We start from the raw sequence: 26028 nt of genomic DNA, 5'->3' as shown, positions 1-26028 counted from the left end.
TCCGAGCCGCTTCGAGCGCCACGGGGCGCGGTTCAAGAAAAATGACGCAGCACACCCAGGCCGATCAACCCAACGACGATTAGGTAGACCGCGACGATATAGTTCAGGAGCCGCGGCGCGATCAGGATGAGGATGCCCGCCAGGATCGCGATGATCGGCTGCAGGTTCGACACGGTGATGGTCATGCGCACACTCCACGGCCAAGCTTGGCCGCACCGAAAAAATGCTCCGGCCCCGGCTGCGGTTCCTCACTCGGGACATCGAGCCGGGCGGTCTACGTCCGGTCAGCCCGTCCGGATCGTCAGTCCCTGTAGGCGTGACGCTCATAGAAGCGGACGTCGTCCCTTAGGATATCGTTGAGTCGCGATATCAACTGCGTGTCGCCGAGCATTTCCGATCTCTCGTCGTATCGTGGCGTCACGTTGATCTCGTGGTCGGGATTGATCGGCTGTTCCGCCAGCGCCGATAGGGAAGCGAAGAATACGTCCCGCCGATCATGACGGCCGATGAGGTCGAAGCACGACATATCGACACCGCCAAAATACGTTCTCGACATCAAATGCGTGTAGGTCGGAATACGCGCCATTTCCAAGACCGTCAGCTTGTTCTTTTTGATATATTGAAGGAGAATACCACCGGCATTATCGGGAACCGATTGGAAATAAAAATACGTCGACATCAATGCATCGACGGGATGGCGCAGCATCACGAATCGCCGCGCGTCAGGGATGCGCCGATATTTGTTGATGTGAAGATGACCGTAGACGCACTCAATGCCGGCCGGGATCGCGAAGTCGCGCGCGAAATAGCCGATCGGATCGAACGCCATCGGTAAGTCGACGCGGGGAGGCGCCTCGTCGTAATCGCGCAATAGACGCGCGCCATAGGTCTCCGTGAGGGCCATGCCCACGGATGAACCGCCCGCTTTCGGGTAATGCACGCCGATCAGCATCCAACGGCTCCTTCCTGCTCGATCCTGCGTCGCCGGATCGGCCATCCCCTGCCCGCGCACGGCCACGCCTCATAGGGAGGCTGACCGTCAGGGGCAGGATCCGAGGTGACAGTTAGATGCGAGGGCGTCCTCAGGCGCGATACTTGCCGCTGCGCTTCACGATCACACGGGCGCCGACTGGGACGCGCTCGTAGAGATCAACGATATCCTCGTTGAGCATGCGCACACAGCCCGAGGACATCTGCTCGCCGATGCTCCACGGCTCGTTGGTGCCGTGGATGCGAAACAGCGTGTCGCGGTTGCCGTTGTAAAGGTAGAGCGCCCGCGCGCCGAGCGGGTTATCGATGCCGCCCTTGCGCGAGCGCTCGATGCCCGGATTGAGCGAGACCATCGTCGTGGTGGGGCTCCAATCCGGCCACACGCCCTTGCGGCCGATGCGAGCGTCACCCTTCCAAGAGAAGCCGGCCTTGCCGACGCCGACGCCGTATTGGAGCGCCGTGCCGCCCTCCTGAACCAGGGCGAGATGACGCTTATCGATATCGACGACGATCGTGCCCGGCGCCTCAGGACCGCTATAGGCAACTTCCTGACGGCGGTACTTCGGGTCGATACGCGACCGATCGACCAGCGGCACGTCGAACGGCTTGTCGGGCATCGTACCGATGTACCAGGCCGCATCGTCGTCGCCTCCGGCCATCCGGCCCGGCTTCGAGGATTGGCAGGCCGCCAGCGGAATGAGGCAAAACGCGGCGAGCAAGACTCGACGGATGCTGGTGCGCGCCGTCTTATCAGCGGTTCGGGGGGCTGCCATCGCGGCTCCTGTCACCGCCGACGGGGGCGGGTTGGCGTTGCAAATCATCCGCCATGACTACCCGTCCTTGAGCGGATCGGGTGTGACTTCGAGGCCGCATCGGCGGAGGAACGTTGCCGTGAGGCCGTCTCGCCGCGGGCCTAGACCGCGTTATCTGCCGCACAAGATCGCGTGAGGAGGCGATGTCCCATGCCCGAGACCGAGACTGTGACCGAACTCGTTGTAGAAGCAGGCACCGACGTCGCATCACTGGCGCCGGCGATCCACCTCGACCATTGCGTGATCCACGTCTCCGACTGGGAGCGCTCGACGGCCTTCTACCGGGACGTGTTGCGGGCCGAGGTGATCCCGATCGGCAAAGGGGTCGCGTTCCGGTTTGGTGGGGTGCAGCTCAATGTGCACGGCCCCGGTCAAATCGGGTCACCGCGGGCGCGCGAGCCGGTGATGCCCGGAGGCAGCGATCTGTGCTTCCGCTGGTCGGGCTCGATTGAGGACGCGATGGCACATCTCGCAGCCCACGGCGTAGCGGTCGAACTCGGGCCGGTGGAGCGCAACGGCGCGGCGGGGCAAGGCGTGAGCGTCTACTTCCGTGATCCGGACGGCTCGCTCATGGAGTTCATCACCTATCCGACACCGTGAATGCACCGCGGATGGCGCAACCGGCGATGACGGCCGATCGTTGACCGATGGTGAGGGGCGGCGAGGGACGATGGAGCGAGCGATGCGACGCCTGACGATCACGACGCTGGCTCTGTCCGCAGCGATCCTACCAGCCGGTCCGGTCTGGGCCTTCGGCTCCGGTGGCGGGTCATCGGGCGAGGGCGACGGCTACCTGCGTCAGGAACTCCAGAATCCCGGCTATATCGAGCCGAGCCCCTATGCCTATCGCAACGGCTACCGGCCGAACGATCCGGGCGCCGAATACGAGGCGCGCCGACGGGGTTATCCGATCTACGGCCAGTGGGGCTGGAAGTATCGCTGAGCGTCCGCGTCGCTCACTTTCAGAAAGCGGCGTCGGACGCTCAGGTCTTCGATTAGCTCAAGCGTTGCCGACACGCTCGGCCAGGCGCTGATTGGTCTGCTCCAGACGCAGGGCGAGTTCGCGCATGACGGCGATGCTGATCTGCGGAAACTGCGCGAGCAATTCGATGAAGACGTCGCGGTCGATCCGCAGCGCCGTCGTCGCAATGTCTGCGGTGACGGTCGCCGAGCGCGGCTGATCGGCCAGGATGCCCATCTCGCCGACGAGAGCGTTGGGGCCGAGCAGGGCGAGACGGACCGGGCCAAACGGGCCATCGATCGACACCGCCGCCGATCCTTCGAGGATGAGATAGGCCGCGTCCGCCGCCTCACCGCGCGCGAAGAAGGCCTGTCCCGCCTCGAAATGCACCCGCTCGCTGGTGAAAGCGAGAAGCTTGAGGCGGGACGGCTCCACCTCGCGGAACAACGGCACCTGCCGCAGGGACATCACCTCGGTATCGAGGGTCATGGACTTACTCCGATGCGCCCCCCTGGGCGGCAGGCGGAAAGGGCCGCGGGTAGACGCACCTGCGAACCGTGTCAAAGTCGCGGTTCGCTTGCTTGCTGACGTCCTTGAAAATGAGATCCGACACGACCGCCTAATCGGCTCACGCGAACGGCAACATAATGCCGCAAGCACCGATCAACGCCGGGTCGAGAGTCCGATCTCGCCGGGACCCGGCTTCTCGCGCTTCGCGCTCGCATTCGGCTGCGGCGAATCCATGGGCTCCTCGTGCGTCTTGGGCGTCGGACTGTCTTCTGGGGCCGGCATGGCTGGCAGTGGCGTCCTATTCGGCTCGGGGGCAACCGCGCCTCTCGAGGCCGGGTCAGCCTTGGCTGCAAGCGAAGGCTTTACCATATATCTGTTCGTCATCCCGGTTCCTGTCGGCTGTGGATGGCCTGTGGAGACGCGTTCACAAGTCCGCGCAGTTCGTTGGCGTGTGCGGCGCTAACGTGTGGATGAGACAGGGGTTTCCCCGGACCCGGCGGTCGATACAGCCAAGGAACAATCGATTGGGATGAAGGTTGAGAAGGGTGTGAAGAGTTAGCCTGAGGAGGCGTTGATGGCATCTGGTAATTCCACCTCGAAGCGAGGTTTCGCTTCCATGAATATCGAACGGCAGCGCGAGATCGCTAGTAAGGGCGGTCGTTCCGTCCCGGCGGATAAGCGGTCGTTCTCGCAGGATCGTGAACTGGCCTCTTCGGCTGGCCGCAAGGGTGGTCAATCGACCGGCCGCACGGGCGAGGCTTAATCCGGCTGCGGCGGTGACGGGCGCGAGTTTCGTGCCCGACCGCCCAGCCTTCCTGAAACAAGAAATATAATTCCATTCGACAGGCGCCGAGGGCGTCTGTTTTTTTGGAGCTATGAGCGGACCTTTAGAGCGCGGCGTCCGAGCGAGCCAGTTCACGCCATTTGACGACCAGATCTTCGAACATGCGGAGATCGGCTTCGTCGAGCCGGCCCAGGGTGCGTGCGACATAGTCAGCCTGCGCCGCGATCCCGCGAGCAGCCACTCGTGCGCCGGCCTCCGTGAGATGAAGTGCGTGGGATCGGCGATCACCGGGGATCGGGCGACGCTCCACGAGACCGGCCTCGACAAGGCGGTCGATGAGGCCGGAGACGTTGCCCTTCGTGACGTAGAGCCGGGCCGCCAACTCCTGCTGCGTCAGCCCCTCACGCTCGCTCAACGTCGACAGCACATCGAATTGCGGGATCGACAGACCGAGTTCCCGCAACTCCGTCGCGACCGCTGCGGTGACCCGCCGGCTGAGACGGATGAACCTAAACCAGACCCGGAGCGGATCGACGGGTTCGGTGTTCGATACGGGGCGGTCTTGACGCTCGGACATGTCCGTCCAGCTTGTAGCAGAGGGATGCATCCCGGACAGCCGAGTGGCGCGCCCCACCCCCAGCCTGTAGACTGCCGGTCGGGTTATCCTCGTCTTCTTCTCTTCCTCATTCGTCTCCGGGGCCATGCGCCGTCAGCTTCTCGATGAACCGGTGACCCGGGCCGGCCGCTACGCGCGAACGCTCGCCTTGTTCTCCTTGATCGTGACCGCGATGGCGGTGCTGATCGTGCGCAGCCCGTCGGCGGAACCGTCAGCGGCCCTTGCCGTGCTGGGGGGCGGCGTCGCGCTCTCCGTCATCGCGGTGGCACTGGCCCTGTTCGCGATGGCGCGGGTCTGGCGGGAGGGCGCGGGCGGGCTCGGCGCCGCCGTCGGCGGGCTATTCGTTGCGAGCCTCGTTCTGGCCTATCCGGCCTATGCCGCGCTCAAGGGCGTGCGCTTGCCGGCATTGACCGATGTGACGACGGATACCGATCGCCCGCCCGCCTTCTCACGCTCGCGCCTTGCCTTCGCCGCCCGGGACGGCCGCTACCCGGCAGAACCCGGACCGGCGGCCCGAGAGGCGCAGCGAACGGCCTATCCGCAGATTGCACCGCTCACCCTCGACGTGGAGGCCGATGAAGCCTTCGAGCTGGCCCGCAAGGCGGCGGTGAACCGGAAGTGGCAGATCGTCGAGGCGATCCGGCCCGGCGGGCGGGTCGGCAACGGCCGCATCGAGGCGGTGGCCCATACCCGGATCCTGAACCTACCCGCCGACATCACCGTGCGGGTGCATCCGCGGGCCGACGGCGCGCGCATCGACGTGCGCTCGGCCTCCCGGCTCGGCGACCGCGACTTCGGCGACAATGCCGACCGCATCCGCTCCTATCTGGACGAGGTCGCCAACCTCGCCATCGCCCTGAAATAACGGCTCGAAGAATCCGGGCTTAGCGCATTATCCCGAAAGGTGGCCTCCGGCTTTCGGAAAAGACGATGCAACACCAAGGGACGAAAGCATCGTCCTGGATCCGATATCCAAGACAATGCTTCAGGCGGGGCGGAACGCTCCCCCAAGCAGGGGCGGGCCCTCGGTGACCGCGAGGCCCCGCTCCACCAGATCCTCGAGATGGGCAAAGACCGAGAGGGCCGCCGCACCCCGCAGATGCGGGGCGAGCCCCTGATAGACGGTGCCGACGATGGTCGCGATGTCGTGATCGCCCGCGGCCAGCCGGGCGCGGATCGCTGCCTCCCGTTGGCGGCGGTGAGCGGCGAGGCCGCGCACGAAGCGGCGCGGATCGCGCACGGGCCCGCCATGGCCCGGCCAGTACAGCGTCTCGCCCCGCTCCCGCAGCCGCTCCAGCGATACCATGTAGGCCCGCATCGACCCGTCGGGCGGCGCAACGATCGAGGTCGACCACGCCATGACGTGATCGCCGGAGAACAGCACGTTCTCCTCCGGCAGAGCGAAGGCGAGGTGGTTCATGGTGTGGCCGGGCGTGGCGACGGCGGTCAGCGTCCAGCCCTCGCCGGCCAGGCTCTCGCCGTCCGCCAATTCCCAGTCGGGCCGATGGTCGCGGTCGGCGCTGGCATCGAGGATGGGCAGCTCGTTCTCAGCGAGTTGCCGTGCGGCCCGGTGCGGACCGCAGCCGATGATCGGTGCGCCGGTCTGCGCCTGCAGGAGACGCGCACCCGGAGAATGGTCGCGGTGGGTGTGGGTGACGACGATGGCCGCCACCTCCTCGCCGTCGAGCGAGGCCAACACCCCCTCGACATGCCCGGCATCCGCCGGCCCCGGATCGATCACCGCGACCCGGCCGCGTCCGACGATGTAGGAGCAGGTGCCGCTCGCGGTGAATGGGCCGCCATTGGGGCAGATCCGCCGCCGCACGAGGGGGCTCAGCGCCTCCGTTTGCCCCGCGGCGGGCAGAGTGCTCTCGAAACCGGGGGAGGGGGCCTGCGCGTCCGCGGACGATTCACTCATAGACGACGGCTTCGATGCGACGAGGGTGACGCCCGCCTACGACAGCCCGGCGCTTTCGCCAACTCGTGGGGAAGAGTTCGTGGGGCCGCGTTCGTGGGGCCGAACGATCAATGCCCGAAGGGTGAGGGTGACACGACGCGAACCGCCCCGAACCCTTCGCCGCGCGAAACGACCGGCGCGAAACCGAAGGAAGCCCCGGCGGTCGGCAGGATCAGGATCTGCGCCTCGGCGACCTGCAGGCGTCGCGAGCCGTTCCCCTTCGCCCGCAGAGCTTCACGGAACGCAGCGGTCGCCGCATCGCGACGCATGGCGCCGACGCGATCCTCGATGGCGTTGCGATGCTGCCGGCTCAACGCGGCGACGCGGTAATCGACGAGCGCCGGCCCCGTGCGCGAGAGGCCCGCGACGAGATCCGCTCCCTCCTCCGACGCGACGACGTCGCCCGGACGCAGCGTTCGGTCCTCGGTCAACGGCATCAACAGGCCCACGGCGCCCGGCGGCTGACAGGAGCAGTTCTCGACGCGGGTGCGGCGGTAGAGGTTGGCAGTTGAGGCGCGCAGATAGGGTCGGCCGTCGAGGGCAACGGACTGCTCGAGTTCGCCCCGCCCCGGCGCTAGGGTGAACAATTCGGTCGGTGAATTGGGACAGGCCGCAGCGCAGGCCACCGCATGAACAGGGAGGTCGGCCCGCGCATGCAGGTGGCCGAGGGGGAAGATGTACCCGTCGCACCGGCGCATGCAGACGGTCCGCGTTCCGGCAGCGAAGGAGGCCGGAGACTCCACCCTTGCTCGGGCGCGAATGGGCGTCGAACGCATATCGAGGCGCCGCGTTCGTTGCACGAAGCGATGTCCGGCAACGCGCCGCATGTCGGGGAGGGACGCGTAGCGCCGGGGTGCCCTCGGGGCTGGCTTCGCGATCGTTGCGGGCGCGGGGCTTGCCGCCCCGAAGATCGTCTCGAACAGCCCGTTGAGCAGGCCGCGCTCCGAGGCACGCACCCTCGTCGTCGCGCTCATCATCCCGAAGCCGATCAGCAGACCTACGAGCGCGGTGGCGACGAGGCTGCGCCGCGGGCGCACTCGTGCTGCGCCGGTACCGCTCTTGGCCGCCCGTGTCTCGGCAACCCGTGTCTCGGCCACCCATGCGCCGGGTGCGCGCTTGCCGAACCCCATCGTTGCCGCCCCCGTAGATCCGGCGCGGTCGCCACGGAGACGAATCCGACCGGACGTTTCGCCCGAGATCCAGCTAGTCGGCCGTTCGAGGAGGGGACAATGTCGGCAAACCACGCAGGAATGGCTGCACCTGCGTTTTCACGGCGCGCCGAATTGCAAAGCATTGAGACGCCAGCCTCTTTCGATCCGTCTGGCGAACGGCGCGGCACATCGGCAGGCATCGTATCTGTGGACGGCTCGATGTCATGAAAAAAGCGCTGCCCGGTGGGACAGCGCTTGGGACGACCACATTCGGGCCGAACAAAAACGGCCGCGTCAGCGCCGGCGAACCGACTTCACGCGAACGGGGATGGGCTGGAGAACCGGTTGGGGTGACAGCGCCGAAACGAGCCGTGCAGCGGCCTCCAGAACGGCTTTCGCTTGAGCGATACCGGGGACGAGGATCTTTTTCTGTGCGGGCACGCCAAAGGCCTCCTTCACATCATCAAGTCTGAGTGTCGTCTGATCGTCTAGGGGTAAGATGGTGACGAACGGTCGAATTTGCCAGTCGGTTCCAGGGGCGTAGCACGGTCGCAGGCCCACCGTAACAAAGTGTTCACAGCCTTGGAAACGTACAAGGAACCTGCGACGAAAACTTGGCGTTATTGCTTCCAAGAGGACGCGGCACGGGCCGCGCCAGTTCTTTTAGAAGGAAGTTCGACATGCTCGGTTGGGCTGTTACGTTCCTGGTGGTTGCCCTCGTCGCGGCCCTGCTGGGCTTCGGCGGCATCGCCGGTACGGCCATGGAGGCCGCAAAGCTCGTCTTCTTCGTTGCGATCGTCCTGTTCGCGATCTCGGCCGTGATCGGCCTGATGCGCGGTCGTTCGCCGACTTTGTAGCCGTTCGCGACCATGACAAACGAGCCGCACCCGGCAGCGGGGGCGGCTCGCGCCGTTCAAGACGTAAAAAGATATCGGCTCAAGCGCTCGCCGAATCCTCCGGATTGGGTGCATCGTCTTCCAGGCGTGCGATCAGATCCCGAAAACGATCCGGGATCGGTTGTTGAACGACGGAGTCGTAAAGGGTGCGCAGGTGGGATCCGATGCGCCTTTGCGTCTGGTCATTCAAACCATTCTCGCTACGCCCTCGAGTGGGCCGGTCCCTGGAAGGGAACGCGCCGGCCGGCTCGTCCTCGTTCATGCTTTCAAGATCCCCTTGGCGCCACATCTGCCGCGATTGTCTTGCAGCTTGACATGAGTCATGGCTGCAGCAGCAACGCCGACATGCGGCTGGGGTTCCGCATAGGCCAGGAACGGACGTCGAGCCCCCGCGTTAGGGGCGCAGCGACAAACGAAGAGCAAAGAGGCTCAGGGGAACTCATGTCCACAGCACAACTGGTCGTGCAGCACCTTCCGTATCTGCGCCGTTATGCGCGCGCGCTCACGGGCAGTCAGGTGGCGGGCGATGCCTATGTCGCGGCCACCCTCGAAACGCTGGTCAACGAGCCCGAGACCCTCGGCCGCAGCACGAACGTCAAGGCCGACCTCTTTCGCGTCTTCACGCGGATTTGGAACTCGCTCTCCGTGAACGGCCACAGCGATCAGGTGCAGCACGACCTGCCGGCCGAGGTTCGGCTCGGCCAGATCACGCCGCTGCCTCGGCAGGCGTTCCTGCTCTCGTGCCTCGAAGGCTTCTCCGAGGAAGATGCGGGTGTGATCCTCGATGTGGACGTCTCCAAGGTGCGCGACCTCGTGGACGAGGCGGGCCGCGAGCTCGCCGCCGACATGGCCACGGAGATCCTCATCATCGAGGACGAGCCGCTGATCGCCATGGATCTGGAAGCCCTGGTCGAGGGCCTCGGCCACAACGTCATCGGTGTGGCGCGCACCCGCACCGAAGCGGTCAAGATCGCCTCCGAGAGCAAGCGCCCCGGCCTGATCCTGGCCGACATCCAGCTCGCCGACGGCTCGTCGGGCCTGGATGCGGTCAACGATCTGCTGAAGACCTTCGAGGTGCCGGTGATTTTCATCACGGCCTACCCTGAGCGCTTCCTCACCGGCGAGCGCCCCGAGCCTGCCTTCCTCATCGCCAAGCCGTTCCAACCTGCAAACGTGTCGGCCGTCATTAGCCAGGCGCTGTTCTTCCAGCAGAGCGCGCGCCGCCGCGAGGCGCACAGCGCCTGAACCTGAGCTTCAGAACGGAAACCGAGGGCGCCGACCAACAAGGCCGGCGCCCTTTTTTCGTGTGCAATTAGAACGTCTTGACGACCATCACTGGCCCGCAGAGTTCCCGCTGTGCATGCGCACGAAAAAACGGGCCGGACCATTGTCCGACCCGTGAAGAGGTTCCGGCCGATGCACAAGGGGAATGCGGGGAGGACCAGAGTGGCCGGGTGATTCTCTAACGGATGACTATCGGCCGGGTTCCGGACTCGGCGCCGAACCCATCACATTTTTCATCCACAGGTGCTTTTATATCACGACCATCCGGCGGCCGCCGCCTCCACCCGCCCGCCGCGTTGCGACAGCGTGCGCGCCCATCGAGCCTAGAATACTGATTTGATCCGAAGCGGGACAGTGAAGGAACCGGAGATCTGCAAGCAGCGTTGTGCTGACAACCTGTCAAGCTCCCATCGGAGATCGCAAAGATGCTTCGGACCGGCTTCGCCCTCGGTGTGAGTGTTCCCGCTGCGATCATGACACTGCTGCTTCTGCCGGTGGTTCGGCAGGAGGCCGATGCGATGGGGGCTCCGACGGCTCCGCGCGTCGCTTATGAGGCGCCGGCCACGCCGCTGCCGGGTATGCGCCCCTATTCCACCGCCCTCACCCCGATCCATGTGGCGACGGCGCCCCGCCCGTCCACGCGTTCGGAGTCGCTGCCGGCCCGCTCGGCTCAGGAAGAGTTGCCGGCCAAGCCCCGTCGCCTGACGCGGGAGGGCTGCGAGGCTCCGCTCAGCTCGCTCGTCGGGCCGGAAGCGCGCCGCATGGTCCCGGGCCGTTGCATGACCTGATACGTCCGAGCGGATTGGACAGGCAGGCCCGAGCCGCACCGGCATCAAGCTTCGGGAGCTGTAGGGTCGAATGCTTTAGCGACGGCTTGCCTCAAACCGGCTGCGAAACTTTCTCGACATCGGCGGTCATTCCCGCCGGTCCCATCCGCTCCCGGCCGACCAGACGGTCGCCGGGCTCGAAACTGCCGAGGGCCACGTCCCGATCCGGCAGGACGACCGTCGTCATTCTGTTGACGTGGACGAGCACGTAGCGCCGCAGCGGCAGTGACGCCGCAGCCCAGCGCCGCAACTGGTCGTGATAGGGCGCGCGCTTCCAAGCCCCCGCCTGACCGGGATCGACCTGAACGTTGAGGAAGCGGGTCACGGGATCGAGGCTGAGCACCATCTTGGCCCGATCCGGACGCCATTCCGGTCCGATCCAGACCTCCGTCATCCAGAGACAGTGGAAGGCCCGGCAATGGTCGGGCCGGTCTTCATGGATGCCGCAGCCTCCGCCGGAGCGGACATGCCGGCACCACCGCCCCGCCGGGCTCTCGACCGCGGGCACCTCGTAGACCTTGCAGCACAAGGTGCAGGGGCCGCAGGTGCGGCCCGGAGCGGGCACGGCGACGATGGTGGCCGGATCGAGCATCGCGAGCGAGTCGGTTGTGTTGATCGATGAGGCGAACGGCGCCTTCCTGCGGGAGATTGCGGCCGTTAGTGTGGCGGGGTTGCCGGCGCGCCCCGTCGGCGAAGACTTCCGGCTGCTGCATCATGCTGTCGAACATCGCCGCCCGCGACGTCGAGACCCTGATCCACCCCTACACCAACCTGTCCACCTTCCGGGAGACGGGCCCGCTGGTGCTGGAGCGAGGCCACGGCGTCTGGGTCTACGACACGGACGGGCGCCCCTATCTCGAAGGCATGGCCGGGCTGTGGTGCACGGCCCTGGGCTACGGCAACGAGGAGTTGGTCGAGGCCGCCGCCGATCAGATGGGCCGGCTGCCCTTCGCCCACCTGTTCTCAGGCCGCAGCCACGATCCGGCGATCGAGTTGGCCGAGACGCTGAAAGAGCTGATGCCGGTCCCGACTTCGAAGATCTTCTTCACGTCTTCAGGGTCGGAAGCCAACGACGCGCAGGTCAAGCTTCTCTGGTACATGAACAACGCGCTGGGGCGCCCGCGCAAGAAGAAGATCATCGCCCGCAAAAAGGGCTATCACGGCGTCACCGTCGCGACCGCCTCGCTCACGGGCCTTCCCGCCAACCACGCCGATTGGGACCTGCCGATCGACGGCTTTCTCCACGCCGCCTGCCCGCACCATTACCGCGGCGCCGAAGCCGGCGAGACCGAGGAAGCGTATTCGCAGCGCCTCGCGGCGGAACTCGAAGCGCAGATCCTTGCCGAGGACCCTGACACCGTCGCCGCCTTCTTCGCCGAACCGGTGATGGGGGCGGGCGGGGCCATCGTGCCGCCGGCCGGCTACTTCCCGGCGATCCAGGCGGTGCTCGACCGCTACGACGTGCGCCTCGTCGCCGACGAGGTGATCTGCGGCTTCGGCCGGCTCGGGACGTGGTTCGGCAGCGAGGCGCTCGGCATGCGCCCGAACACCCTCTCCTTCGCCAAGGCCTTGACCTCCGGCTACCTGCCGCTCGGCGGCATCAGCATCGACGAGCCACTCTACCGGGCGATGCTCGACGAGAGCGTCAAGCTCGGTGGCTTCGGCCACGGCACCACCTATTCCGGGCATCCCGTCGCCTGCGCCGTGGCCAATCGCGCGCTGCACATCTACCGGCGCGACCGCATCGTCGAGCGGGCCGGGGAGCGTGCACCGCATTTCCAGGCGGCTCTGGCCCGGCTGGCCGACCATCCCCTCGTCGGCGAGGCGCGGGGCATGGGGCTGATCGGCGGCATCGAGATCGTGGCCGACAAGCCTTCGAAGCGGCAGTTCGAGCCAAAGGCGGCGGTGGCGGCGCGCTGCGTCGCCTTCGCGCAGGACGAGGGTCTGATCGTGCGCTTCCTGGCCGGCGACCGCATCGCCGTCTGCCCCCCTCTGGTGATCGAGCCCGACGAGATCGACACCTTGTTCGAACGCCTGAGCCGCGCCCTGGATCGCACCGCGGCCTGGATCGCGCAGGAAGGCCTGCAACCCATGCCGGCCCGGTGAGAAGCGCATCCGGACGGCGGATCAAGTCACCGGCTCTTCGGGTGTAAATCCACGGGGGGCGTTGCAAGATGGGCCCCGCTGCAATGCACTATCGCGTGGCCGAAAAGCGACCATAGGCCGTGCCCGATTTGTCGCCTTGCGCGAAATTCGGGCTCATCCGCTGTCTTAAGCTTCCGTTCATGTCGTTGGGTCGATCACAGAAGGGACGGCATCTTCGCAATCTCGCCACGAGCGGGGTGTTGAAGGGTCGTCCTCGCCATGGTCGCGAGGCAGACGATCGAGCCACTGCGGTCGCCCCGACGCGCAAACAGGACAGGACCCATGTACGCCCCCAGCCGAACCCCGACCTTCGCGGCAGAGCCGGGCATCGCCCCCCCGGTGACCGTGGCCGGGGATCGCGAGAATTTCCGCCCCGTCGCCCTGCCGGCGCTCGCCGCCGCGGTCCATGTCGGCAGCGCTGCCACGAAAGCGGCCCGCGCCAAGGCCGAGGCCCGGAAGGCCGTTCGCTTCGTACACGAGGATGAGCCTGTCGATTGAGGCTTGACGCTGCCGCCGCGCCATCGGCTCTGGCGGCATGCTCATTCTTCCGACTCGCAGGCAGGTTCTCGGCGGATTCGGCGCCTCTGCGCTGACGCTCGGCTCCGGGGGCGCCTACGCCTTCATCGTCGAACCACGGTTCCGGCTCGCGCTGACCCGCTACGGCCTGACGCCGCCGGGGTGGGTTCCTGGGCACCGGCTGCGCATCGCGGTGCTTGCCGACATCCATGTCTGCGAGCCTTACATGCCGCTCGACCGGGTGGCCGAGATCGTGGCGGCGACGAACGCGCTCGCCCCCGACCTGATCCTCCTGCTCGGCGATTACCCGGCCGGCCGGAAGGTGACGTGGCACCGGGTGCCGCTCTCCGATTTTGCGCGGCTCGCCGAGGGTCTGCGCGCACCGCTCGGCACCTACGCCGTCCTCGGCAACCATGATTGGTGGGACGATCCGGAGGCAATGCGTGCGGGCAAGGGGCCCGTCGAGATCCGGCGGCTGCTCGAAGCGCGCGGCATCCCGGTTCTGGAGAACGACGCGGTTCGTCTGACGCATAGCGGCCGGCCGTTCTGGCTCGCCGGGCTCGCGGATCAGGAGCCGTTCCTCCCGCTCGGCAGCCGCCGGAGCCTCGCCGACCTTCCGGGCACGCTGGCGAAGGTGACGGATGCGGCGCCGGTGATCCTGATGGCGCACGAGCCCGACATCTTCGTGAACATGCCCGCCCGCGTCTCCCTCACGCTGTCGGGCCATACCCACGGCGGCCAGATCCGCGTGCTGGGCTACTCGCCGGTGCTACCCTCCCGTTACGGCCAGCGCTTCGCCTACGGCCATGTGGTCGAGGACGGGCGCCACCTCATCATCTCCGGCGGCCTTGGCGTCAGTGGGGTCGGCATCCGCTTCGGGGTGCCGCCGGAAATCGTCCTGATCGAACTCGGCGGCGAACCGCCCGCGGCCTGAAGAAATCCGCGCCCGCTCAGCCCTTCCGGCGCGGCGCCGCACCGACATGCAGGAAGCTGCGCTCGCCGGTCGCGGCTTCCGCGACGTGCTGGATGGTGTCGAGTAGCTGGGCGATCGGCCGCGGACCGGCATGGGGCGCCAGCGCGTCCGGTGCGACCCGGCGGGCGACGGTGCGCCCGGCCACGAGCTGCGCCTCGCTGAGGACATCGAAAGTACGGCCGACTCGTCGGTTCATCGCTCTCTCCGCTGAGCCCAACCGTGACGCCATCATGGTAAACGAGGCGTTAATGCTTACAGCACGAGGCGGTAGCGGCAGAAGTCGTCGGCCGCGACAAAGCGCTCGTAGAGTCGCCGGGCCTCCGCGTTCCCGGTTCGCGTGTGCCAGTAGAGCCGCGACCAGCCCCGTGCCTTGCCCCGATCGACGAGGTCGGCGATCAGCGCCCTGCCGATGCCGCCACCGCGCACCTCGGGCGCGACGAACAGATCCTCCAGGTAGCAGACCGGCGCGGTGGTCCATGTCCCTTCGTGCAGGACGTTGACCGTCATGCCGACGAGCGTCCCGTCCCGCTCCGCCAGCCGTGCGAACACGGGCGAGGCCGGATCGAGGATGCGGGCCCATGTCGCGGCGGTGACCGCCTCTGGCAGCGTCTCAGCGTAGAAGGCCAGGTAGCCGGCCCAGAGCCGGCGCCACCCGGCCTCGTCTTCGACGGCGGGATCACGGATCATCATGGCATCCTCCGCGCGGCGTCCTCGGCCCAGAGATGGATCGCCGCGTAGGCGCGCCAGGGCCGCCAGGCCGCCGCGCGGTCGAGAAGTGCCGGTCGGCTCGGCCGCCCGGCGCCGGTATCGAGGGCGCGCATCAACCCCACATCTCCCGCCGGGAAGGCATCGGCCTGCGCCAGGGCGCGCATGGCGACGTAATGCGCGGTCCAATCCCCGATGCCGGGCAGGGCCTTCAGCCGCGCGACCGTTTCATCGAGTCCGCCCCCGGATGCGAACAGATCCGGCGTGGCGAGCATCGCTGCGGCCAGCTCCTGGATCGCCCGGCCGCGGGTGCGGGGCATGTTGAGCACGAGTGAGATCTCGGCGTTCACGAGCTGCTCCGGCGTCGGGAACAGGTGGGTGAGACCGGGCTCACCCCCCCACGTCTTTCCGTCGAGGGGCGTGCCGAAACCCGCGACGAGGCGGCCGGCGAGACGCGTCGCGGCGGCGACCGAGACCTGCTGCCCGAGGATCGCCCGGACCGCCAGTTCGAACCCGTCGAAGGCACCCGGCATCCGCAGACCGGGCCGACGCGCCACGAGGGCGGCGGTGAAGGGATCGCGGCCGAGGCCGGCACCGATCGCCCGCGGGTTGGCGTCGAGATCGAACATCGCCCGCACCCGCGCGAGGATTCTTTGGTGGTCGTCCTCCGAGCCGAGGCCGCGGATGCGGACCGACAGAGCGCTCGCCTCCGGCGCGACGGAGAGGATGCCGTGGCGCCCATCAAGGACGAAGGTGCGGGAATAGCGGCCGGGCGTCACGGTTTCGACGCCGGGGCTGGCATGGTCAGCGAAGAAGCATTCGAGATGCGCCCAATCGTAGGGTTGGGGGCAGGCCAGGGTAAATTCGGCCCCGTCCTCTCGGGTTGCAGGCGTCGAGGTGCGCGTCATGGAACGGTGGGGAGCGTGGCAGTGAGTCGGCGCCACTGTTGAGCCGACGTCAGTCCAGCGCAACCGGTTCGGTGCTCTCGAACTCCGCGGCGTCGCCGACGAGGTCGGTGAGAGACACAGGCAAGCTCCGGGAATCCTTCAGATGCAAGGTCGCATCCGGCGTGATCCAGAGCGGGCGCAGGGCCGCGTGCCGGCCGGCGAGGCTGCCATGGGCGACCACGATGCCGTCACGGCGCTCGATGACGATCTTGTAGCGGACCGCGACCGGCTCGATCCCCTGAGCGGACAGGGTACCGCGGCCACTCAGAACCTGAAGGACTTCGTTCGGCTCGAACATGGGGAGAGGTCAGCGGCCGGGAATGAGAGGCAAAATGGCTTGCCACTTAATCCCGAACTACGGCACCTGCGTTCCGACGCCAAGGTGCCGCGATGACAGTTCCCCGCTTCTCCCAGCCAACGCAAGCCGTGGCAGCAGGCTCGGCGTAGAACGGAGCTGTTCGTCACGGCCGAGCCGTCAGGGCATCGCCCGCCGGACAGGGAACGCTTACGGCAGTTCGCGCACGGTGACCCGGCCGCGCTCGACCGAGAGCGCCATGCGGCCGTGCTTGAGCGCCAGGGCCTTGTCGCCGAACAGGGAGCGGCGCCAGCCCTGGAGCACGGCCACGTCCGCCGCGTCGTCCTCGGCGAGTGCTTCGAGGTCATCGACGGTGGCGATGATCTTGGGTGCCACGCCCTCGGCCTCGGCCACCGCCTTGAGCAGCACCTTGAGCAGATCGATCAGGGCGCCGTTGCCGCCGCCGCGGGCGCGGCTGCGCTCGGGCACGGCGATCTGCGACGGGTCGCGGGCGAAACCCCGCTCGACCGCGGCGAGAATCTCGGTGCCGGTGCGCGAGCGCTCGAATCCGGCGGGGATGGTGCGCAGGCGGCCCAGGGCCTCGACGCTGCGGGGGCCGGCGGTGGCGATGTCGATCACCGCCTCGTCCTTGAGGATGCGCCCGCGGGGCACGTTGCGGCTCTGCGCCTCCGCCTCGCGCCACGCCGCGACTTCCATCAGCACCGCGATCTCCCGTGGCTTGCGCATCCGCCCCGAGAGCCGGCGCCACGCCTGTGCGGGCTCGGCCTGATAGGTCTCCGGCGAGGTGAGGACCGCCATCTCCTCGTCCAGCCAGAGGCCGCGGTCGGTGCTCAGCAACTCGGCGGCGAGCACCTGATAGATCGTCACGAGATGGGTGACGTCCGACAGGGCGTAGGCGAGTTGCGCCTCGGACAGGGGACGCCGCGACCAGTCGGTGAAGCGGGAAGATTTGTCGATGCGCGCCTTAGCGACATCGTTGACCAGTTGCTCGTAGGAGACCGAGTCGCCATAGCCGCAAACCATGGCCGCGACCTGCGTGTCGAAGAACGGGTGCGGCAAGAGCCCGCCGAGCAGCCAGATGATCTCAAGATCCTGCCGGGCCGAGTGGAACACCTTCACGGTGCTCTCGTCGGCCATCAGGTCGAAGAACGGCTTGAGGTCGAGACCTTTCGCCAGTGGATCGACGAGGCAGGCAAATCCGTCGGGCCCGGCCATCTGGATCAGGCAGAGCTTCGGATAATAGGTCGTCTCGCGCATGAACTCCGTATCGACGGTCACGAACGGCTGCGCGGCGAGTTGGGTGCAGGCGTCGGACAGAGCCTGCGTTGCGGAGATCAGTTCCATAGAACCGGCTATACCGAAGGACGTGCGTCACCGCGAGCCGATGAGGGGCCTCTTGTCCCCACGCGATTGCGCTTCGCGACGAAAACTTCGCTCCTTCACGCAGCCCGACGGGGGATGCGCGCGCTCCGGGCCCTGCGCTGCGCCTCGGCGCGCGCGAGCAGCCAATCAAGGATACCGGTTTCGATCCGCGTGCCGGTGGCAGGCTCGGTGAGACGGCGGATGCGGTCGGCACGCAAGCCGCGATAAAGCCCGTGCGCCCGGTCGGTGCCACCGAGCAAGGTGCGGCCGGGGCCGAGCTTCAACTCACGCGCATCGAGCGTGCGGGTCGTCCAGGCGCCGCGGGCGTCCTCGTAGACGACCTCGAAACGGCCTTCGAGCGGCAGCGTGCGCCACGCGCCCTGCATCTCACTGTCCGAAGCCGGCGCAGGCGCACAACGGGAGCGGGAGGACGGCGCATCCGTGGGGTGAAAGCGTCGATATTTCATGGACTTGATATGGGATTTGCCATGGTTTTCCACAAGGATATGCATGCCCCTTCGGCGCGCTCATGACGCGCTGCGGGATCGAACTTTGCCTTCGATATCGAATTGTATCCGGGCTAAGGTCACGCTTGATCGGCGCGGGCGGCAAACGGGATCGTGGGAGAGGCCAGGATGAGTGAGAGACGGTTCCGAGCGGCGCGCTGGGCGCTCGCGGGAATGCTGGCCGCGGTCGTCAGTGCCTTTCTCCATCCGGCGCCCGCGCGCGCCCAAAGCTTCCAGACGGCGGCCGCGCACGCGATCCTGATCGATGCCGAGTCCGGCTCGGTGCTGTTCGAGAAGGCCGCCGACGAGCCGTTCTCCCCGGCGAGCATGGCTAAGCTGATGACGGCGGAAATCGTGTTCCGCGCCATCAAGGAGGGGCGTCTCTCCATGGACACCGAGTTCACGGTGACCGAGGACGCGTGGCGCCGCGGCGGAGCCGGGGGCGGCGGCTCGTCGATGTTCGCGCAGGTCAACAGCCGCATCAAGCTCTCCGACCTGCTGCGCGGCCTGATCGTACAGTCGGGCAACGACGCGGCGATCACCATCGCCGAGAACATGGCGGGCACCGAGGACGCCTTCGCCGGGATGATGAACCAGCGCGCCAAGGAGATCGGGCTGACGCGCTCGACCTTCCGCAACGCGACCGGCTACTCGGCCCCCGACCAGAAGGTGACCGCCCGCGACATGGCGCGGATCGGCCAGCACCTCATCGACACCTACCCCGAGTTCTACAAGATCTATTCCGAGCGCGAGTTCACCTGGAACAAGATCAAGCAGCAGAACCGCAACCCGCTCCTGACCCTCGATATCGGCGCCGACGGCCTGAAGACCGGCTATCTCGAAGAATCGGGCTACGCGCTCACCGGCTCTGCGGTGCAGAACGGCCAGCGGCTTATCATGGTGGTCTCGGGCCTCAAGACCGCGCGCGACCGCGCGGCGGAAGCCCGCAAGATGATGGAATGGGGGTTCCGTGCCTTCGAGCCGCGGCAGGTCTTCAACGCGAACGAGACGATCGCGGACGTCTCTGTCTTCGGCGGCGAGAAGGGCTCGCTGCCGGTGGTGGCCAACAAGCCGGTGCGCCTGCTGCTGCCGCGCGGCACCTCGGACCGGGTGACCGCCAAGGTGGTCTACCAGGGGCCGCTCGTTGCGCCGGTGGCGCAGGGCCGCGAGGTCGGCCGCCTGCGCGTCACCCGCGGTGACACCCTCGCCCTGGAGCAGCCGGTCTACGCCGGGGAGACGGTGGAGGCCGGCACCCTGTCGCAGCGAGCACTCGACGCGGCGCTGGAAGTCGGCACCGACCTCGTCCGCCGCGCCTTCGAGAAGGCCAAGGGCGGCAACGGCGCCGGCAGCACGTCCACGGCCGGTACGGCGAGCGGCAACTCCTGAGACCGACGCCCTGACCGGACGTCGCCGGTCCGGATGTCAGGGGGCGGTGTTCGAGGGCACGTAGGCGCGGATGCCAAGCGGCAGATCGGCGCCGGGCCTCTGGAAGGAATCGGGGGCGACAGGCGGGCGTGCCTCGCCCCCGGCCGGACGCGGCGCGGCGCTGGCCCGGACGCTCACGGCATCCCAGGGACCACCGATCTCGAACAGCGTGGCGGGGGTTGACGCCCCGTCGGCAGAGGCGGTCGCCCGCGACAGGATTTCGGCCCGCGCCTGGAAGCGGCGGTCGGCAAGGGCGACACGTCCGTTCAGGGACGCACCGAGGGTGCGGGAGGCAAGCCGGCCCTCGACGATCTCTCCGACGCCATCGGCGAACAGCAGGGTCACGGCGGCGTGTTCGAAGGGCGTCCGGCCGTTGCGCCGGGCCAGGGCCCCCGGCGCCACCGCGCCGCCGCGGTGGACCACATCGGCGAGATCGAGGCCGGACAGGGCGCCGTCCGCGCTCTCCAGCGCAACCCGGCCCGACACGGAACGGGCCAGGGCATCGACGTCGTGGCCGGCTCCCTCCAGCGCGAGACTGCCCCGCGTCGCCCCGAGCACCCAGCGGGACTGGCCGAGATCGTCCAGCAAGGCGCCAAGATCGAGCCCGTCGAAACTGCCCTGCGCCTTCACGCGGGTCAGGGCCGCGTCGCTCCCATCGGCCGCAAGCGAAACCCGACCTTTGACCATGCCGCCGCGTACGTTGGCGCGGCCGAGCGACGCCTCGATGCCGTCCTCGCGCACGAGAACGCTGGAGGCGAGATCCGTCATTTGCACCGGCCCGATCCGGGCATTGCCGGCGGAGATCCGCAGATCGAGGTCCCCCCCGGTGAAGGGACGCAAGGCGAGGGACCGGCCGCGCCAAGCTGCATCGTCGGTCCCACGATCGAAGCCTGTCAGGCGCAGAAGCCCAGCGAGCAACGGCGAGAGGTTGAGGTTCTCAGCGGCGAGCGTGGCCTGTACCGCGTTGCGCTGCGGGCCGAAGGTGGCCGAGCCGGCCCCCTCCAGCACGTTCCCGTCGCTGCGCACGGTGACGCTCGGAAACTGGATCTGGCCGGAGGCCGCCTCGAAGCTGCCCTCCACGGCGAAATCCTCGACGAAGGGCGACAGAGCGACACCTCCGCCGGTCAGGGCCAGCGTCTTGTGAAGGGATCGCGTCTGGAGGCTGCCAGTGCCCGAGGCCTTGAGGCCGTCGCGCAGGCTGCCGCTGCCTTCGGCGCTCAGCGAACCCGTCGGCCATGTCAGGGCGGCGGTGAACGGACTCTCGCCCCCGGAGAAGAGCGCGTAGGGACGCAGACCCGTGAGCGTGATCCGGGCGCTGCCATCGCCCCAGCGCAGCCCCCCATTCACCGCGAGGCTCTCGCTCCAGGCCGGCCAGGAGATCGTGAGATCGACGTCGCGGGCCGTCTGCAGCGTTCCGTCCCGCGGGTCGCGGCCCTTGAGCGCGCAGCGGGCGAGGATGATCCGTCGGGGCCGGTCACCGTCCTCGCCGGCGATGCTGTGGGTCAGACGCTCGGCCGCCGCGGACCAGCGGGTATCCCCCGCCTCCTGCGGCAGCACCAACTCCGAACCGTCGAGCGTCAGGGAATCGACCTCGACCCGGCCGGTGAGCAGGGCAGCGAGACCGAGTTGAAGCGACAGATTCCCGCCCGCAGCCAGCACCGGCCCGGCGGCATCGCCCTCGGTCAGGCGGATATCCTCGAACACGATCCGGGGGAGCGGCAGCAGCACGACCTCCGTGCGTCCCCGGGCGTCGAGCGCCACGCCCCAGCCCTGTTGCAGGCCCCGGCTGACGAAGCGGGCCGCGCCAGGAGCTTCGATCGACCAAGGCAGACAGGCAGACACCAACCCCGCAGCAACAAGTCCGAGTGCGAGGGTGGAAAAGGTGCGGCGCAGCGACATTGCACTCCGTGGGCAGGCGACGCGGATCGGATTCGGCCGAACCGCATCGGCGTGGCGAGCCGTGCGTTCCGAGTCCTTAGCCGGTTCCGGTCCTTCTGTCTCGCGACCGGGGGAAAGCCGGCCCGCAACGCGGTGGACGGCGCGGGCCGCCTCCTCGATGAGAGTCGGCCTCGCGCACCGGGCGAACGGTTACGGCGCGGGGTTTTTGCATTGCGCACAAATGCGTCGCCGGTTTGACGGAGCCCGCTTCGCGTTGCACACCCGGTCGCCATCGATCGGGAGCGCGGCCGGCCGCCGATTCTCGGACATTGTATCGTGGCCAACGAATCTTGGCCCGCCCTGGCGGAAGACGAGGAAGGGACGCTGTCGATGAAGAAGGTCTACCCGGATCCGAAGGCGGCGCTCGCCGGCCTCCTGCGCGACGGCATGACGATCATGGCCGGCGGCTTCGGCCTGTGCGGCATCCCGGACGAGTTGATCGACGCGATCCAGGCCTCCGGCGTGAAGAACCTGACCATCGTCTCGAACAATGCCGGCATCGACGGCGTGGGTCTCGGCAAGCTGCTCGACACCCGTCAGGTCAAGAAGATGATCTCGTCCTATGTCGGCGAGAACAAGGAATTCGCCCGCCAGTATCTCGGCGGCGAACTCGAGATCGAGTTCAACCCGCAGGGGACGCTGGCCGAGCGCATCCGCGCCGGCGGCGCCGGCATCCCGGCCTTCTTCACCAAGACCGGCGTCGGCACCAAGGTCGCCGAGGGCAAGGAAGTGCGCGAGTTCGACGGCGAGAGCTATGTGATGGAGCGCGGGCTGTTCGCGGATCTGGCCATCGTCCACGCCTGGAAGGGCGATACCGAGGGCAACCTCGTCTACCGGAAGACGGCGCGCAACTTCAATCCGATGATGGCCACCGCCGCGGAGGTGACGGTCGCGCAGGTCGAGCATCTCGTCGAGCCGGGCGAGATCGACCCCGACCACATCCACACGCCGGGCATCTTCATCGGCCGCATCCTCCACGTGCCGGCGCGCGAGAAGCGCATCGAGCAGCGCACCGTGCGCAAGCGCAAGGAGCCCCAGGCAGCAGCGGCGGCCGGCGGCGGCCAGATCTGATTCGACCATCGGCCGAGAGGCTATGAGCGCGACGGCGCGTCGCCGCCCCTGCGGCGGCTGGCGCATCGTCACCCCGAAGATGCGCCAACCGAGGGAACGTCAAGACAATGGCCTGGACCCGTGAGCAGATGGCGGAGCGCGCCGCCCGGGAGCTGGAAGACGGCTTCTACGTGAACCTCGGCATCGGCATTCCGACGCTGGTATCGAACTACATCCCCGAGGGCATGTCGGTGCAGTTGCAGTCCGAGAACGGCATGCTCGGCATGGGGCCGTTCCCCTACGAGGGCGAGGAGGATCCCGACCTCATCAATGCCGGCAAGCAGACCATTACCGCGCTGCCGACCACGAGCTACTTCTCCTCGGCCGACTCGTTCGGAATGATCCGCGGCGGACATATCGACCTGTCGATCCTCGGCGCGATGCAGGTGGCCCAGAACGGCGACCTCGCCAACTGGATGATCCCCGGCAAGATGGTGAAGGGGATGGGCGGGGCGATGGACCTCGTGGCCGGCGTCAAGAAGGTCGTCGTGGTGATGGAGCACGTCGCCAAGGGCAAGGACGGCTCGGAAGCACCCAAGCTCCTGAAGGCCTGCGACCTGCCGCTGACCGGGACGCAGGTGGTCGACATGGTCATCACCGATCTCGGCGTCTTCACCATCGACAAGAAGGGCGATGGCGGGATGACCCTGGTCGAACTCGCCGACGGTGTCACCGAGGATGAGATTCGCGCCAAGACCGAAGGGGACTTCGCCGTCGCCCTGAACTGAGACGCGAGGGCCGACAGGGGAGGCGGCCCGTTTCGGGACGCCTTCCACGCCCCCCGGCCGGGCATGGCTAAGCAGGCATTAATCGGGATCGTCGAAAGCTTCGCATCGACCGGACGGCGCCGTGAGAGCGCGCCGGTCGGGGAGCTTTCCGCGATACGAAGGTACCTGTGTATGCGTAGCGTTCCGGGAACGGACAACGTCATTCCCTTCCGTCGGCCTGCAGCCGCGCGGCAGGGCGCCATCAACGCGGCATTTGGAGCGGGCGAGCCTCCCCGCAGCCGGTCGAGGAGCGACCAGCGCAACCTGATGGATGCGGTCTATGCCACGGGCAGCCTGCGGGTTCCGGCGGACGACCGCGAGACCAAGCTCATCGCCTCGCGCCTGCAGGTCTACGGCTTCCTGACGATCGAGGAGATGGGCGAGGACGGTGGCTTGCGCCGCCTGCGGCCCTCCGAGGCGATCCGCGCCCGCTCCGAGCGGCCCTGGCGCCTGTCGAAGGCGAGCTACGGCGCGAGCCTCGCGGTGACGATTCCGTCCGTCGATGACTTCCTGTTCGAGCCGGCCGGCATGCCGGCCTGATTCCAGCGTCGCGAGACGCGCGCCACCCGCGCGTCCGCGTTAACCGGCCGCGCCAGCATCACGCCGGATATCGGATCCGGCACGGTGCTCGCGGCTCTTGTTTTGCATCATCTTTTTCCCAAAGCCGGTAGCCACCTTTCGGGATGATGCTCTAGAAGCGTGGCCATGCGCGAGCGCCCGCACCGATCCGTGCACGGCCGGGCGATCATCGGAGTGATCGCGCTCTACGCGCTTGTCATCCAGGCTTTCCTCACGGTTCTCGCGCCCGCCCTGCCGCGCTTTGAGGGCGGCGTCCTCTGCGCGGAGCATCTGGCGCCCTCCGGTACGCCGGCCGACGACGAGCAGCCCTGCGGCCATCACACCTGTTGCACGCAGGTCCAGGCGGTCCATCTCCTGCCGCTAGCGCAAGCCGCCTCCACCGTCGCGGTCTGGCCGCCGCGCGCCGCCCCCGTGCCGTGGTACGCCGCGGGGACGATCCAAGCCCGCGCACCGCCCGATCAGGGCAGCAGTCCCCGAGGTCCGCCCGCCGCCTGAGCCGATCGCCCCGATCCCTCAGACGCGGATTTCGAACCCATGCCTCCCACCCTGTCGGGCACCGGCGGCTTCACCGCCGCGCCGGCCCTGCGCGCCTCGCGCGATGCGGTCTACCGTGCCGTATGGCGCTGGCACTTCTATGCCGGCCTGCTCTGCCTGCCCTTCCTGATCCTGCTCTCGGCCACCGGCGCGCTCTACCTGTTCAAGGCCGAGATCAACGCGACCGTCTTCGCCCACCGCACGACGGTCGCGCCCTTGGGCCGAGCCCCGCTCGGGCCCGACCGCTTGATCTTCAACGCCATGCAGGCGGTGCCGGACGGCAATCCGCTCTCCTACACCGAGCCCGCCAGCCCCGCCGCCTCGGCCCTCGTGACCCTGGCCGAGGGTGGGGCCAAGTTGCTCGTCTACCTCGACCCCTATACCGGCGACGTGCTCGATCGGGTCGCCGCGGATCGCGAGTTCTTCGGGATCGTGCGCGGGCTGCACAGCCTCACCCTGTTCGGGACGGCGGCGAACGCCCTCATCGAGATCGTGGCCGGGTTCGCGATCATCCTCGTGGTGACCGGCGCCTATCTCTGGTGGCCGCAAGGGCAGGGTCGCGCCGTGAGCCTGCGCGAGACGCCGCGCCGCCGGGTCTGGTGGCGCGATCTTCACGCGGCCACCGGCCTGTTCGCCGGGGCGGGCCTGCTGTTTCTCGCGCTCACCGGTCTGCCCTGGTCGGTCTGGTGGGGGCAGGAATTGCGGGCGTGGTCGAACCGGGCCGGGCTCGGCCAGCCGGCCCAGCTCTGGGCCGGCAAGGCCGTCTCCACCGTGCCGATGGGCGCGCGGCTGGACAGTGCCGGCTGGGCGCTCGAAGACGCGCCGATGCCGCGATCGCCCCCCTCCGGAGCACCGTCCCTCGGCATCGACCGCGCGGTCGAGACCCTTCGCGACATGGCTCTGCCCGGCGGCTTCGAACTGGCGCTGCCTTTGACGGAGACCGGCGTCTACGCCGCCTCCGCCTATCCGCGCGACGTCACGGGTCAGCGCATGGTCTCCCTGGACCGGTACAGCGGACAGCCGATCATCGATGTGCGCTTCGCCGATCTCGGTCCCGTGGCGCGGGCGATCCAGTACGGCATCGGCATCCACAAGGGTGAGTTCTGGGGACGGGCGAACCAGTTCGCCATGCTCGCCTTCTGCCTCGGCACGATCCTGCTCTCGGTCACCGCCGCGGTGATGTGGTGGAAGCGACGCCCGGCCGGACGCCTCGGCACGCCGCCCTGGCCCCGGGACCGGCGCGTCGTCGCCACCGTCACCGCTCTGATGCTCGGCCTCGGCGCCCTGTTCCCGCTGACCGGCCTCGCGATCCTGGCCCTGATCGGCCTCGACCTCGCCGTCCAAGGCCTGCGCCCCGCCGCGCGCACCTGACGCCCGCCCTTCGCGGGCCGCCGCGGCCTGCCCCGATCTCACGATG

Annotated in this window: 32 protein-coding genes; 16 read left to right on the top strand and 16 right to left on the bottom strand. The window is 67.9% G+C overall.

Annotated features, from left to right (window positions below; all coding sequences use genetic code 11):
- Positions 1-32: 32 nt before the first annotated feature.
- The 3 genes from J2W78_RS14515 to J2W78_RS14505 form a co-directional block, all read right to left on the bottom strand.
- Complete coding sequence (locus tag J2W78_RS14515) at positions 33-185, bottom strand: DUF3096 domain-containing protein (RefSeq protein ID WP_003599447.1); 153 nt, start codon at positions 183-185, stop codon at positions 33-35.
- Between the two features lie 116 nt (positions 186-301).
- Positions 302-952 (bottom strand): hypothetical protein, encoded by a 651-nt coding sequence (locus J2W78_RS14510; RefSeq protein WP_253371567.1) that lies wholly within the window; start codon positions 950-952, stop codon positions 302-304.
- Between the two features lie 130 nt (positions 953-1082).
- Positions 1083-1763 carry a L,D-transpeptidase gene (locus J2W78_RS14505; RefSeq protein WP_253371566.1) on the bottom strand — a complete coding sequence of 227 codons (681 nt, stop codon included), beginning with the start codon at positions 1761-1763 and terminating at the stop codon, positions 1083-1085.
- 189 nt (positions 1764-1952) lie between these two features.
- On the opposite strand from J2W78_RS14505, the gene J2W78_RS14500 reads away from it, so the two are divergent.
- On the top strand, positions 1953-2402 hold the full coding sequence (locus J2W78_RS14500) for a VOC family protein (protein ID WP_253371564.1): 450 nt from the start codon (positions 1953-1955) through the stop codon (positions 2400-2402).
- Positions 2403-2484: 82 nt separating this feature from the next.
- On the top strand, positions 2485-2745 hold the full coding sequence (locus J2W78_RS14495) for a hypothetical protein (protein ID WP_253371562.1): 261 nt from the start codon (positions 2485-2487) through the stop codon (positions 2743-2745).
- Positions 2746-2802: 57 nt separating this feature from the next.
- Here J2W78_RS14495 and J2W78_RS14490 read toward each other — a convergent pair whose 3' ends face one another.
- Entirely contained in the window at positions 2803-3252 is a 450-nt protein-coding gene (locus J2W78_RS14490) for a Crp/Fnr family transcriptional regulator (RefSeq protein WP_253371560.1), read from the bottom strand.
- Between the two features lie 595 nt (positions 3253-3847).
- Between J2W78_RS14490 and J2W78_RS14480 the strand changes: the two genes are divergently transcribed.
- Entirely contained in the window at positions 3848-4036 is a 189-nt protein-coding gene (locus J2W78_RS14480; protein WP_012254235.1) for a general stress protein, read from the top strand.
- A 124-nt stretch (positions 4037-4160) separates the two neighbouring features.
- Here the strand turns inward: J2W78_RS14480 and J2W78_RS14475 are convergent, their stop codons facing one another.
- Positions 4161-4634 carry a MarR family winged helix-turn-helix transcriptional regulator gene (locus tag J2W78_RS14475; protein ID WP_253374046.1) on the bottom strand — a complete coding sequence of 158 codons (474 nt, stop codon included), beginning with the start codon at positions 4632-4634 and terminating at the stop codon, positions 4161-4163.
- 124 nt (positions 4635-4758) lie between these two features.
- Between J2W78_RS14475 and J2W78_RS14470 the strand changes: the two genes are divergently transcribed.
- The gene (locus J2W78_RS14470; RefSeq protein WP_253371556.1) at positions 4759-5538 is read left to right on the top strand and encodes a DUF1499 domain-containing protein; all 780 of its coding nucleotides are present in this window, start codon (positions 4759-4761) and stop codon (positions 5536-5538) included.
- Between the two features lie 120 nt (positions 5539-5658).
- On the opposite strand, the gene J2W78_RS14465 is transcribed toward J2W78_RS14470, so the two are convergent.
- Together J2W78_RS14465 and J2W78_RS14460 are read right to left on the bottom strand one after the other, a co-directional pair.
- A complete protein-coding gene (locus J2W78_RS14465; protein WP_253371554.1) occupies positions 5659-6591 on the bottom strand; it encodes an MBL fold metallo-hydrolase in 933 nt (310 codons plus the stop codon).
- A 107-nt stretch (positions 6592-6698) separates the two neighbouring features.
- Positions 6699-7760, bottom strand: coding sequence for a DUF2865 domain-containing protein (locus tag J2W78_RS14460; protein ID WP_253371552.1), 1062 nt, complete (start codon positions 7758-7760; stop codon positions 6699-6701).
- A 701-nt stretch (positions 7761-8461) separates the two neighbouring features.
- Between J2W78_RS14460 and J2W78_RS14455 the strand changes: the two genes are divergently transcribed.
- Positions 8462-8638: a DUF1328 domain-containing protein gene (locus J2W78_RS14455; protein ID WP_003599466.1), complete on the top strand. Its 177-nt coding sequence runs from the start codon at positions 8462-8464 to the stop codon at positions 8636-8638.
- Between the two features lie 79 nt (positions 8639-8717).
- Here the strand turns inward: J2W78_RS14455 and J2W78_RS14450 are convergent, their stop codons facing one another.
- A complete protein-coding gene (locus J2W78_RS14450; protein WP_253371550.1) occupies positions 8718-8939 on the bottom strand; it encodes a NepR family anti-sigma factor in 222 nt (73 codons plus the stop codon).
- Between the two features lie 179 nt (positions 8940-9118).
- On the opposite strand from J2W78_RS14450, the gene J2W78_RS14445 reads away from it, so the two are divergent.
- Both J2W78_RS14445 and J2W78_RS14440 read left to right on the top strand, forming a co-directional pair.
- Positions 9119-9922 (top strand): response regulator, encoded by an 804-nt coding sequence (locus tag J2W78_RS14445; protein WP_060770309.1) that lies wholly within the window; start codon positions 9119-9121, stop codon positions 9920-9922.
- 464 nt (positions 9923-10386) lie between these two features.
- A complete protein-coding gene (locus tag J2W78_RS14440) occupies positions 10387-10749 on the top strand; it encodes a hypothetical protein (protein WP_253371548.1) in 363 nt (120 codons plus the stop codon).
- A 91-nt stretch (positions 10750-10840) separates the two neighbouring features.
- On the opposite strand, the gene J2W78_RS14435 is transcribed toward J2W78_RS14440, so the two are convergent.
- Positions 10841-11380: a YkgJ family cysteine cluster protein gene (locus J2W78_RS14435; RefSeq protein WP_253371546.1), complete on the bottom strand. Its 540-nt coding sequence runs from the start codon at positions 11378-11380 to the stop codon at positions 10841-10843.
- A 122-nt stretch (positions 11381-11502) separates the two neighbouring features.
- Between J2W78_RS14435 and J2W78_RS14430 the strand changes: the two genes are divergently transcribed.
- The 3 genes from J2W78_RS14430 to J2W78_RS14420 all read left to right on the top strand — a co-directional run bounded on the left by J2W78_RS14430 (position 11503) and on the right by J2W78_RS14420 (position 14383).
- Positions 11503-12894: an aminotransferase gene (locus J2W78_RS14430; RefSeq protein ID WP_253371544.1), complete on the top strand. Its 1392-nt coding sequence runs from the start codon at positions 11503-11505 to the stop codon at positions 12892-12894.
- Between the two features lie 321 nt (positions 12895-13215).
- The gene (locus J2W78_RS14425; protein WP_253371542.1) at positions 13216-13431 is read left to right on the top strand and encodes a hypothetical protein; all 216 of its coding nucleotides are present in this window, start codon (positions 13216-13218) and stop codon (positions 13429-13431) included.
- 37 nt (positions 13432-13468) lie between these two features.
- Positions 13469-14383, top strand: coding sequence for a metallophosphoesterase (locus tag J2W78_RS14420; RefSeq protein ID WP_253371540.1), 915 nt, complete (start codon positions 13469-13471; stop codon positions 14381-14383).
- 16 nt (positions 14384-14399) lie between these two features.
- Here the strand turns inward: J2W78_RS14420 and J2W78_RS14415 are convergent, their stop codons facing one another.
- From J2W78_RS14415 to J2W78_RS14390, 6 genes are all read right to left on the bottom strand, one after another.
- On the bottom strand, positions 14400-14618 hold the full coding sequence (locus J2W78_RS14415) for a hypothetical protein (RefSeq protein WP_003599481.1): 219 nt from the start codon (positions 14616-14618) through the stop codon (positions 14400-14402).
- A 56-nt stretch (positions 14619-14674) separates the two neighbouring features.
- Positions 14675-15112: a GNAT family N-acetyltransferase gene (locus tag J2W78_RS14410; protein WP_253371538.1), complete on the bottom strand. Its 438-nt coding sequence runs from the start codon at positions 15110-15112 to the stop codon at positions 14675-14677.
- Positions 15109-16035, bottom strand: coding sequence for a DNA-3-methyladenine glycosylase family protein (locus tag J2W78_RS14405; protein WP_253371536.1), 927 nt, complete (start codon positions 16033-16035; stop codon positions 15109-15111). Before J2W78_RS14405 ends, J2W78_RS14410 begins: the two co-directional genes overlap by 4 nt.
- A 49-nt stretch (positions 16036-16084) precedes the next feature.
- On the bottom strand, positions 16085-16372 hold the full coding sequence (locus J2W78_RS14400) for a hypothetical protein (protein WP_253371534.1): 288 nt from the start codon (positions 16370-16372) through the stop codon (positions 16085-16087).
- Positions 16373-16579: 207 nt separating this feature from the next.
- The gene (gene rnd / locus J2W78_RS14395) at positions 16580-17734 is read right to left on the bottom strand and encodes a ribonuclease D (protein WP_253371531.1); all 1155 of its coding nucleotides are present in this window, start codon (positions 17732-17734) and stop codon (positions 16580-16582) included.
- Positions 17735-17829: 95 nt separating this feature from the next.
- On the bottom strand, positions 17830-18219 hold the full coding sequence (locus J2W78_RS14390) for a hypothetical protein (RefSeq protein ID WP_253374045.1): 390 nt from the start codon (positions 18217-18219) through the stop codon (positions 17830-17832).
- Between the two features lie 168 nt (positions 18220-18387).
- On the opposite strand from J2W78_RS14390, the gene J2W78_RS14385 reads away from it, so the two are divergent.
- Positions 18388-19644, top strand: coding sequence for a D-alanyl-D-alanine carboxypeptidase family protein (locus J2W78_RS14385; protein ID WP_437178542.1), 1257 nt, complete (start codon positions 18388-18390; stop codon positions 19642-19644).
- 36 nt (positions 19645-19680) lie between these two features.
- Here the strand turns inward: J2W78_RS14385 and J2W78_RS14380 are convergent, their stop codons facing one another.
- The gene (locus J2W78_RS14380) at positions 19681-21582 is read right to left on the bottom strand and encodes an AsmA family protein (RefSeq protein WP_253371529.1); all 1902 of its coding nucleotides are present in this window, start codon (positions 21580-21582) and stop codon (positions 19681-19683) included.
- Between the two features lie 369 nt (positions 21583-21951).
- Here J2W78_RS14380 and J2W78_RS14375 point away from each other — a divergent pair, with 369 nt between their 5' ends.
- The 5 genes from J2W78_RS14375 (at position 21952) to J2W78_RS14355 (ending at position 25982) form a co-directional block, all read left to right on the top strand.
- Positions 21952-22692, top strand: a complete 741-nt coding sequence (locus J2W78_RS14375) for a CoA transferase subunit A (protein WP_253374043.1) — start codon at positions 21952-21954, stop codon at positions 22690-22692.
- Between the two features lie 107 nt (positions 22693-22799).
- On the top strand, positions 22800-23459 hold the full coding sequence (locus tag J2W78_RS14370) for a 3-oxoacid CoA-transferase subunit B (RefSeq protein ID WP_253371527.1): 660 nt from the start codon (positions 22800-22802) through the stop codon (positions 23457-23459).
- A 171-nt stretch (positions 23460-23630) separates the two neighbouring features.
- The gene (locus J2W78_RS14365) at positions 23631-24038 is read left to right on the top strand and encodes a hypothetical protein (RefSeq protein ID WP_253371525.1); all 408 of its coding nucleotides are present in this window, start codon (positions 23631-23633) and stop codon (positions 24036-24038) included.
- Between the two features lie 165 nt (positions 24039-24203).
- On the top strand, positions 24204-24572 hold the full coding sequence (locus J2W78_RS14360) for a hypothetical protein (RefSeq protein WP_253371524.1): 369 nt from the start codon (positions 24204-24206) through the stop codon (positions 24570-24572).
- Positions 24573-24611: 39 nt separating this feature from the next.
- On the top strand, positions 24612-25982 hold the full coding sequence (locus tag J2W78_RS14355; protein ID WP_253371522.1) for a PepSY-associated TM helix domain-containing protein: 1371 nt from the start codon (positions 24612-24614) through the stop codon (positions 25980-25982).
- Positions 25983-26028: the final 46 nt, after the last annotated feature.

Origin of the sequence: Methylorubrum extorquens (assembly GCF_024169925.1) — a bacterium.
GTDB classification, from domain to species: Bacteria; Pseudomonadota; Alphaproteobacteria; order Rhizobiales; family Beijerinckiaceae; genus Methylobacterium; species Methylobacterium extorquens_A.
This window is presented reverse-complemented; position numbering and strand designations above follow the sequence as displayed.

Excerpts from the sequence above, each read along its gene's own strand:
- J2W78_RS14515 (WP_003599447.1), bottom strand. The coding sequence starts at position 185 with ATGACCATCACCGTGTCGAACCTGCAGCCGATCATCGCGATCCTGGCG.
- J2W78_RS14510 (WP_253371567.1), bottom strand. The coding sequence starts at position 952 with ATGCTGATCGGCGTGCATTACCCGAAAGCGGGCGGTTCATCCGTGGGC.
- J2W78_RS14505 (WP_253371566.1), bottom strand. The coding sequence starts at position 1,763 with ATGGCAGCCCCCCGAACCGCTGATAAGACGGCGCGCACCAGCATCCGT.
- J2W78_RS14500 (WP_253371564.1), top strand. The coding sequence starts at position 1,953 with ATGCCCGAGACCGAGACTGTGACCGAACTCGTTGTAGAAGCAGGCACC.
- J2W78_RS14495 (WP_253371562.1), top strand. The coding sequence starts at position 2,485 with ATGCGACGCCTGACGATCACGACGCTGGCTCTGTCCGCAGCGATCCTA.
- J2W78_RS14490 (WP_253371560.1), bottom strand. The coding sequence starts at position 3,252 with ATGACCCTCGATACCGAGGTGATGTCCCTGCGGCAGGTGCCGTTGTTC.
- J2W78_RS14480 (WP_012254235.1), top strand. The coding sequence starts at position 3,848 with ATGGCATCTGGTAATTCCACCTCGAAGCGAGGTTTCGCTTCCATGAAT.
- J2W78_RS14475 (WP_253374046.1), bottom strand. The coding sequence starts at position 4,634 with ATGTCCGAGCGTCAAGACCGCCCCGTATCGAACACCGAACCCGTCGAT.
- J2W78_RS14470 (WP_253371556.1), top strand. The coding sequence starts at position 4,759 with ATGCGCCGTCAGCTTCTCGATGAACCGGTGACCCGGGCCGGCCGCTAC.
- J2W78_RS14465 (WP_253371554.1), bottom strand. The coding sequence starts at position 6,591 with ATGAGTGAATCGTCCGCGGACGCGCAGGCCCCCTCCCCCGGTTTCGAG.
- J2W78_RS14460 (WP_253371552.1), bottom strand. The coding sequence starts at position 7,760 with ATGGGGTTCGGCAAGCGCGCACCCGGCGCATGGGTGGCCGAGACACGG.
- J2W78_RS14455 (WP_003599466.1), top strand. The coding sequence starts at position 8,462 with ATGCTCGGTTGGGCTGTTACGTTCCTGGTGGTTGCCCTCGTCGCGGCC.
- J2W78_RS14450 (WP_253371550.1), bottom strand. The coding sequence starts at position 8,939 with ATGAACGAGGACGAGCCGGCCGGCGCGTTCCCTTCCAGGGACCGGCCC.
- J2W78_RS14445 (WP_060770309.1), top strand. The coding sequence starts at position 9,119 with ATGTCCACAGCACAACTGGTCGTGCAGCACCTTCCGTATCTGCGCCGT.
- J2W78_RS14440 (WP_253371548.1), top strand. The coding sequence starts at position 10,387 with ATGCTTCGGACCGGCTTCGCCCTCGGTGTGAGTGTTCCCGCTGCGATC.
- J2W78_RS14435 (WP_253371546.1), bottom strand. The coding sequence starts at position 11,380 with ATGCTCGATCCGGCCACCATCGTCGCCGTGCCCGCTCCGGGCCGCACC.
- J2W78_RS14430 (WP_253371544.1), top strand. The coding sequence starts at position 11,503 with ATGCTGTCGAACATCGCCGCCCGCGACGTCGAGACCCTGATCCACCCC.
- J2W78_RS14425 (WP_253371542.1), top strand. The coding sequence starts at position 13,216 with ATGTACGCCCCCAGCCGAACCCCGACCTTCGCGGCAGAGCCGGGCATC.
- J2W78_RS14420 (WP_253371540.1), top strand. The coding sequence starts at position 13,469 with ATGCTCATTCTTCCGACTCGCAGGCAGGTTCTCGGCGGATTCGGCGCC.
- J2W78_RS14415 (WP_003599481.1), bottom strand. The coding sequence starts at position 14,618 with ATGAACCGACGAGTCGGCCGTACTTTCGATGTCCTCAGCGAGGCGCAG.
- J2W78_RS14410 (WP_253371538.1), bottom strand. The coding sequence starts at position 15,112 with ATGATGATCCGTGATCCCGCCGTCGAAGACGAGGCCGGGTGGCGCCGG.
- J2W78_RS14405 (WP_253371536.1), bottom strand. The coding sequence starts at position 16,035 with ATGACGCGCACCTCGACGCCTGCAACCCGAGAGGACGGGGCCGAATTT.
- J2W78_RS14400 (WP_253371534.1), bottom strand. The coding sequence starts at position 16,372 with ATGTTCGAGCCGAACGAAGTCCTTCAGGTTCTGAGTGGCCGCGGTACC.
- rnd (WP_253371531.1), bottom strand. The coding sequence starts at position 17,734 with ATGGAACTGATCTCCGCAACGCAGGCTCTGTCCGACGCCTGCACCCAA.
- J2W78_RS14390 (WP_253374045.1), bottom strand. The coding sequence starts at position 18,219 with ATGAAATATCGACGCTTTCACCCCACGGATGCGCCGTCCTCCCGCTCC.
- J2W78_RS14385 (WP_437178542.1), top strand. The coding sequence starts at position 18,388 with ATGAGTGAGAGACGGTTCCGAGCGGCGCGCTGGGCGCTCGCGGGAATG.
- J2W78_RS14380 (WP_253371529.1), bottom strand. The coding sequence starts at position 21,582 with ATGTCGCTGCGCCGCACCTTTTCCACCCTCGCACTCGGACTTGTTGCT.
- J2W78_RS14375 (WP_253374043.1), top strand. The coding sequence starts at position 21,952 with ATGAAGAAGGTCTACCCGGATCCGAAGGCGGCGCTCGCCGGCCTCCTG.
- J2W78_RS14370 (WP_253371527.1), top strand. The coding sequence starts at position 22,800 with ATGGCCTGGACCCGTGAGCAGATGGCGGAGCGCGCCGCCCGGGAGCTG.
- J2W78_RS14365 (WP_253371525.1), top strand. The coding sequence starts at position 23,631 with ATGCGTAGCGTTCCGGGAACGGACAACGTCATTCCCTTCCGTCGGCCT.
- J2W78_RS14360 (WP_253371524.1), top strand. The coding sequence starts at position 24,204 with ATGCGCGAGCGCCCGCACCGATCCGTGCACGGCCGGGCGATCATCGGA.
- J2W78_RS14355 (WP_253371522.1), top strand. The coding sequence starts at position 24,612 with ATGCCTCCCACCCTGTCGGGCACCGGCGGCTTCACCGCCGCGCCGGCC.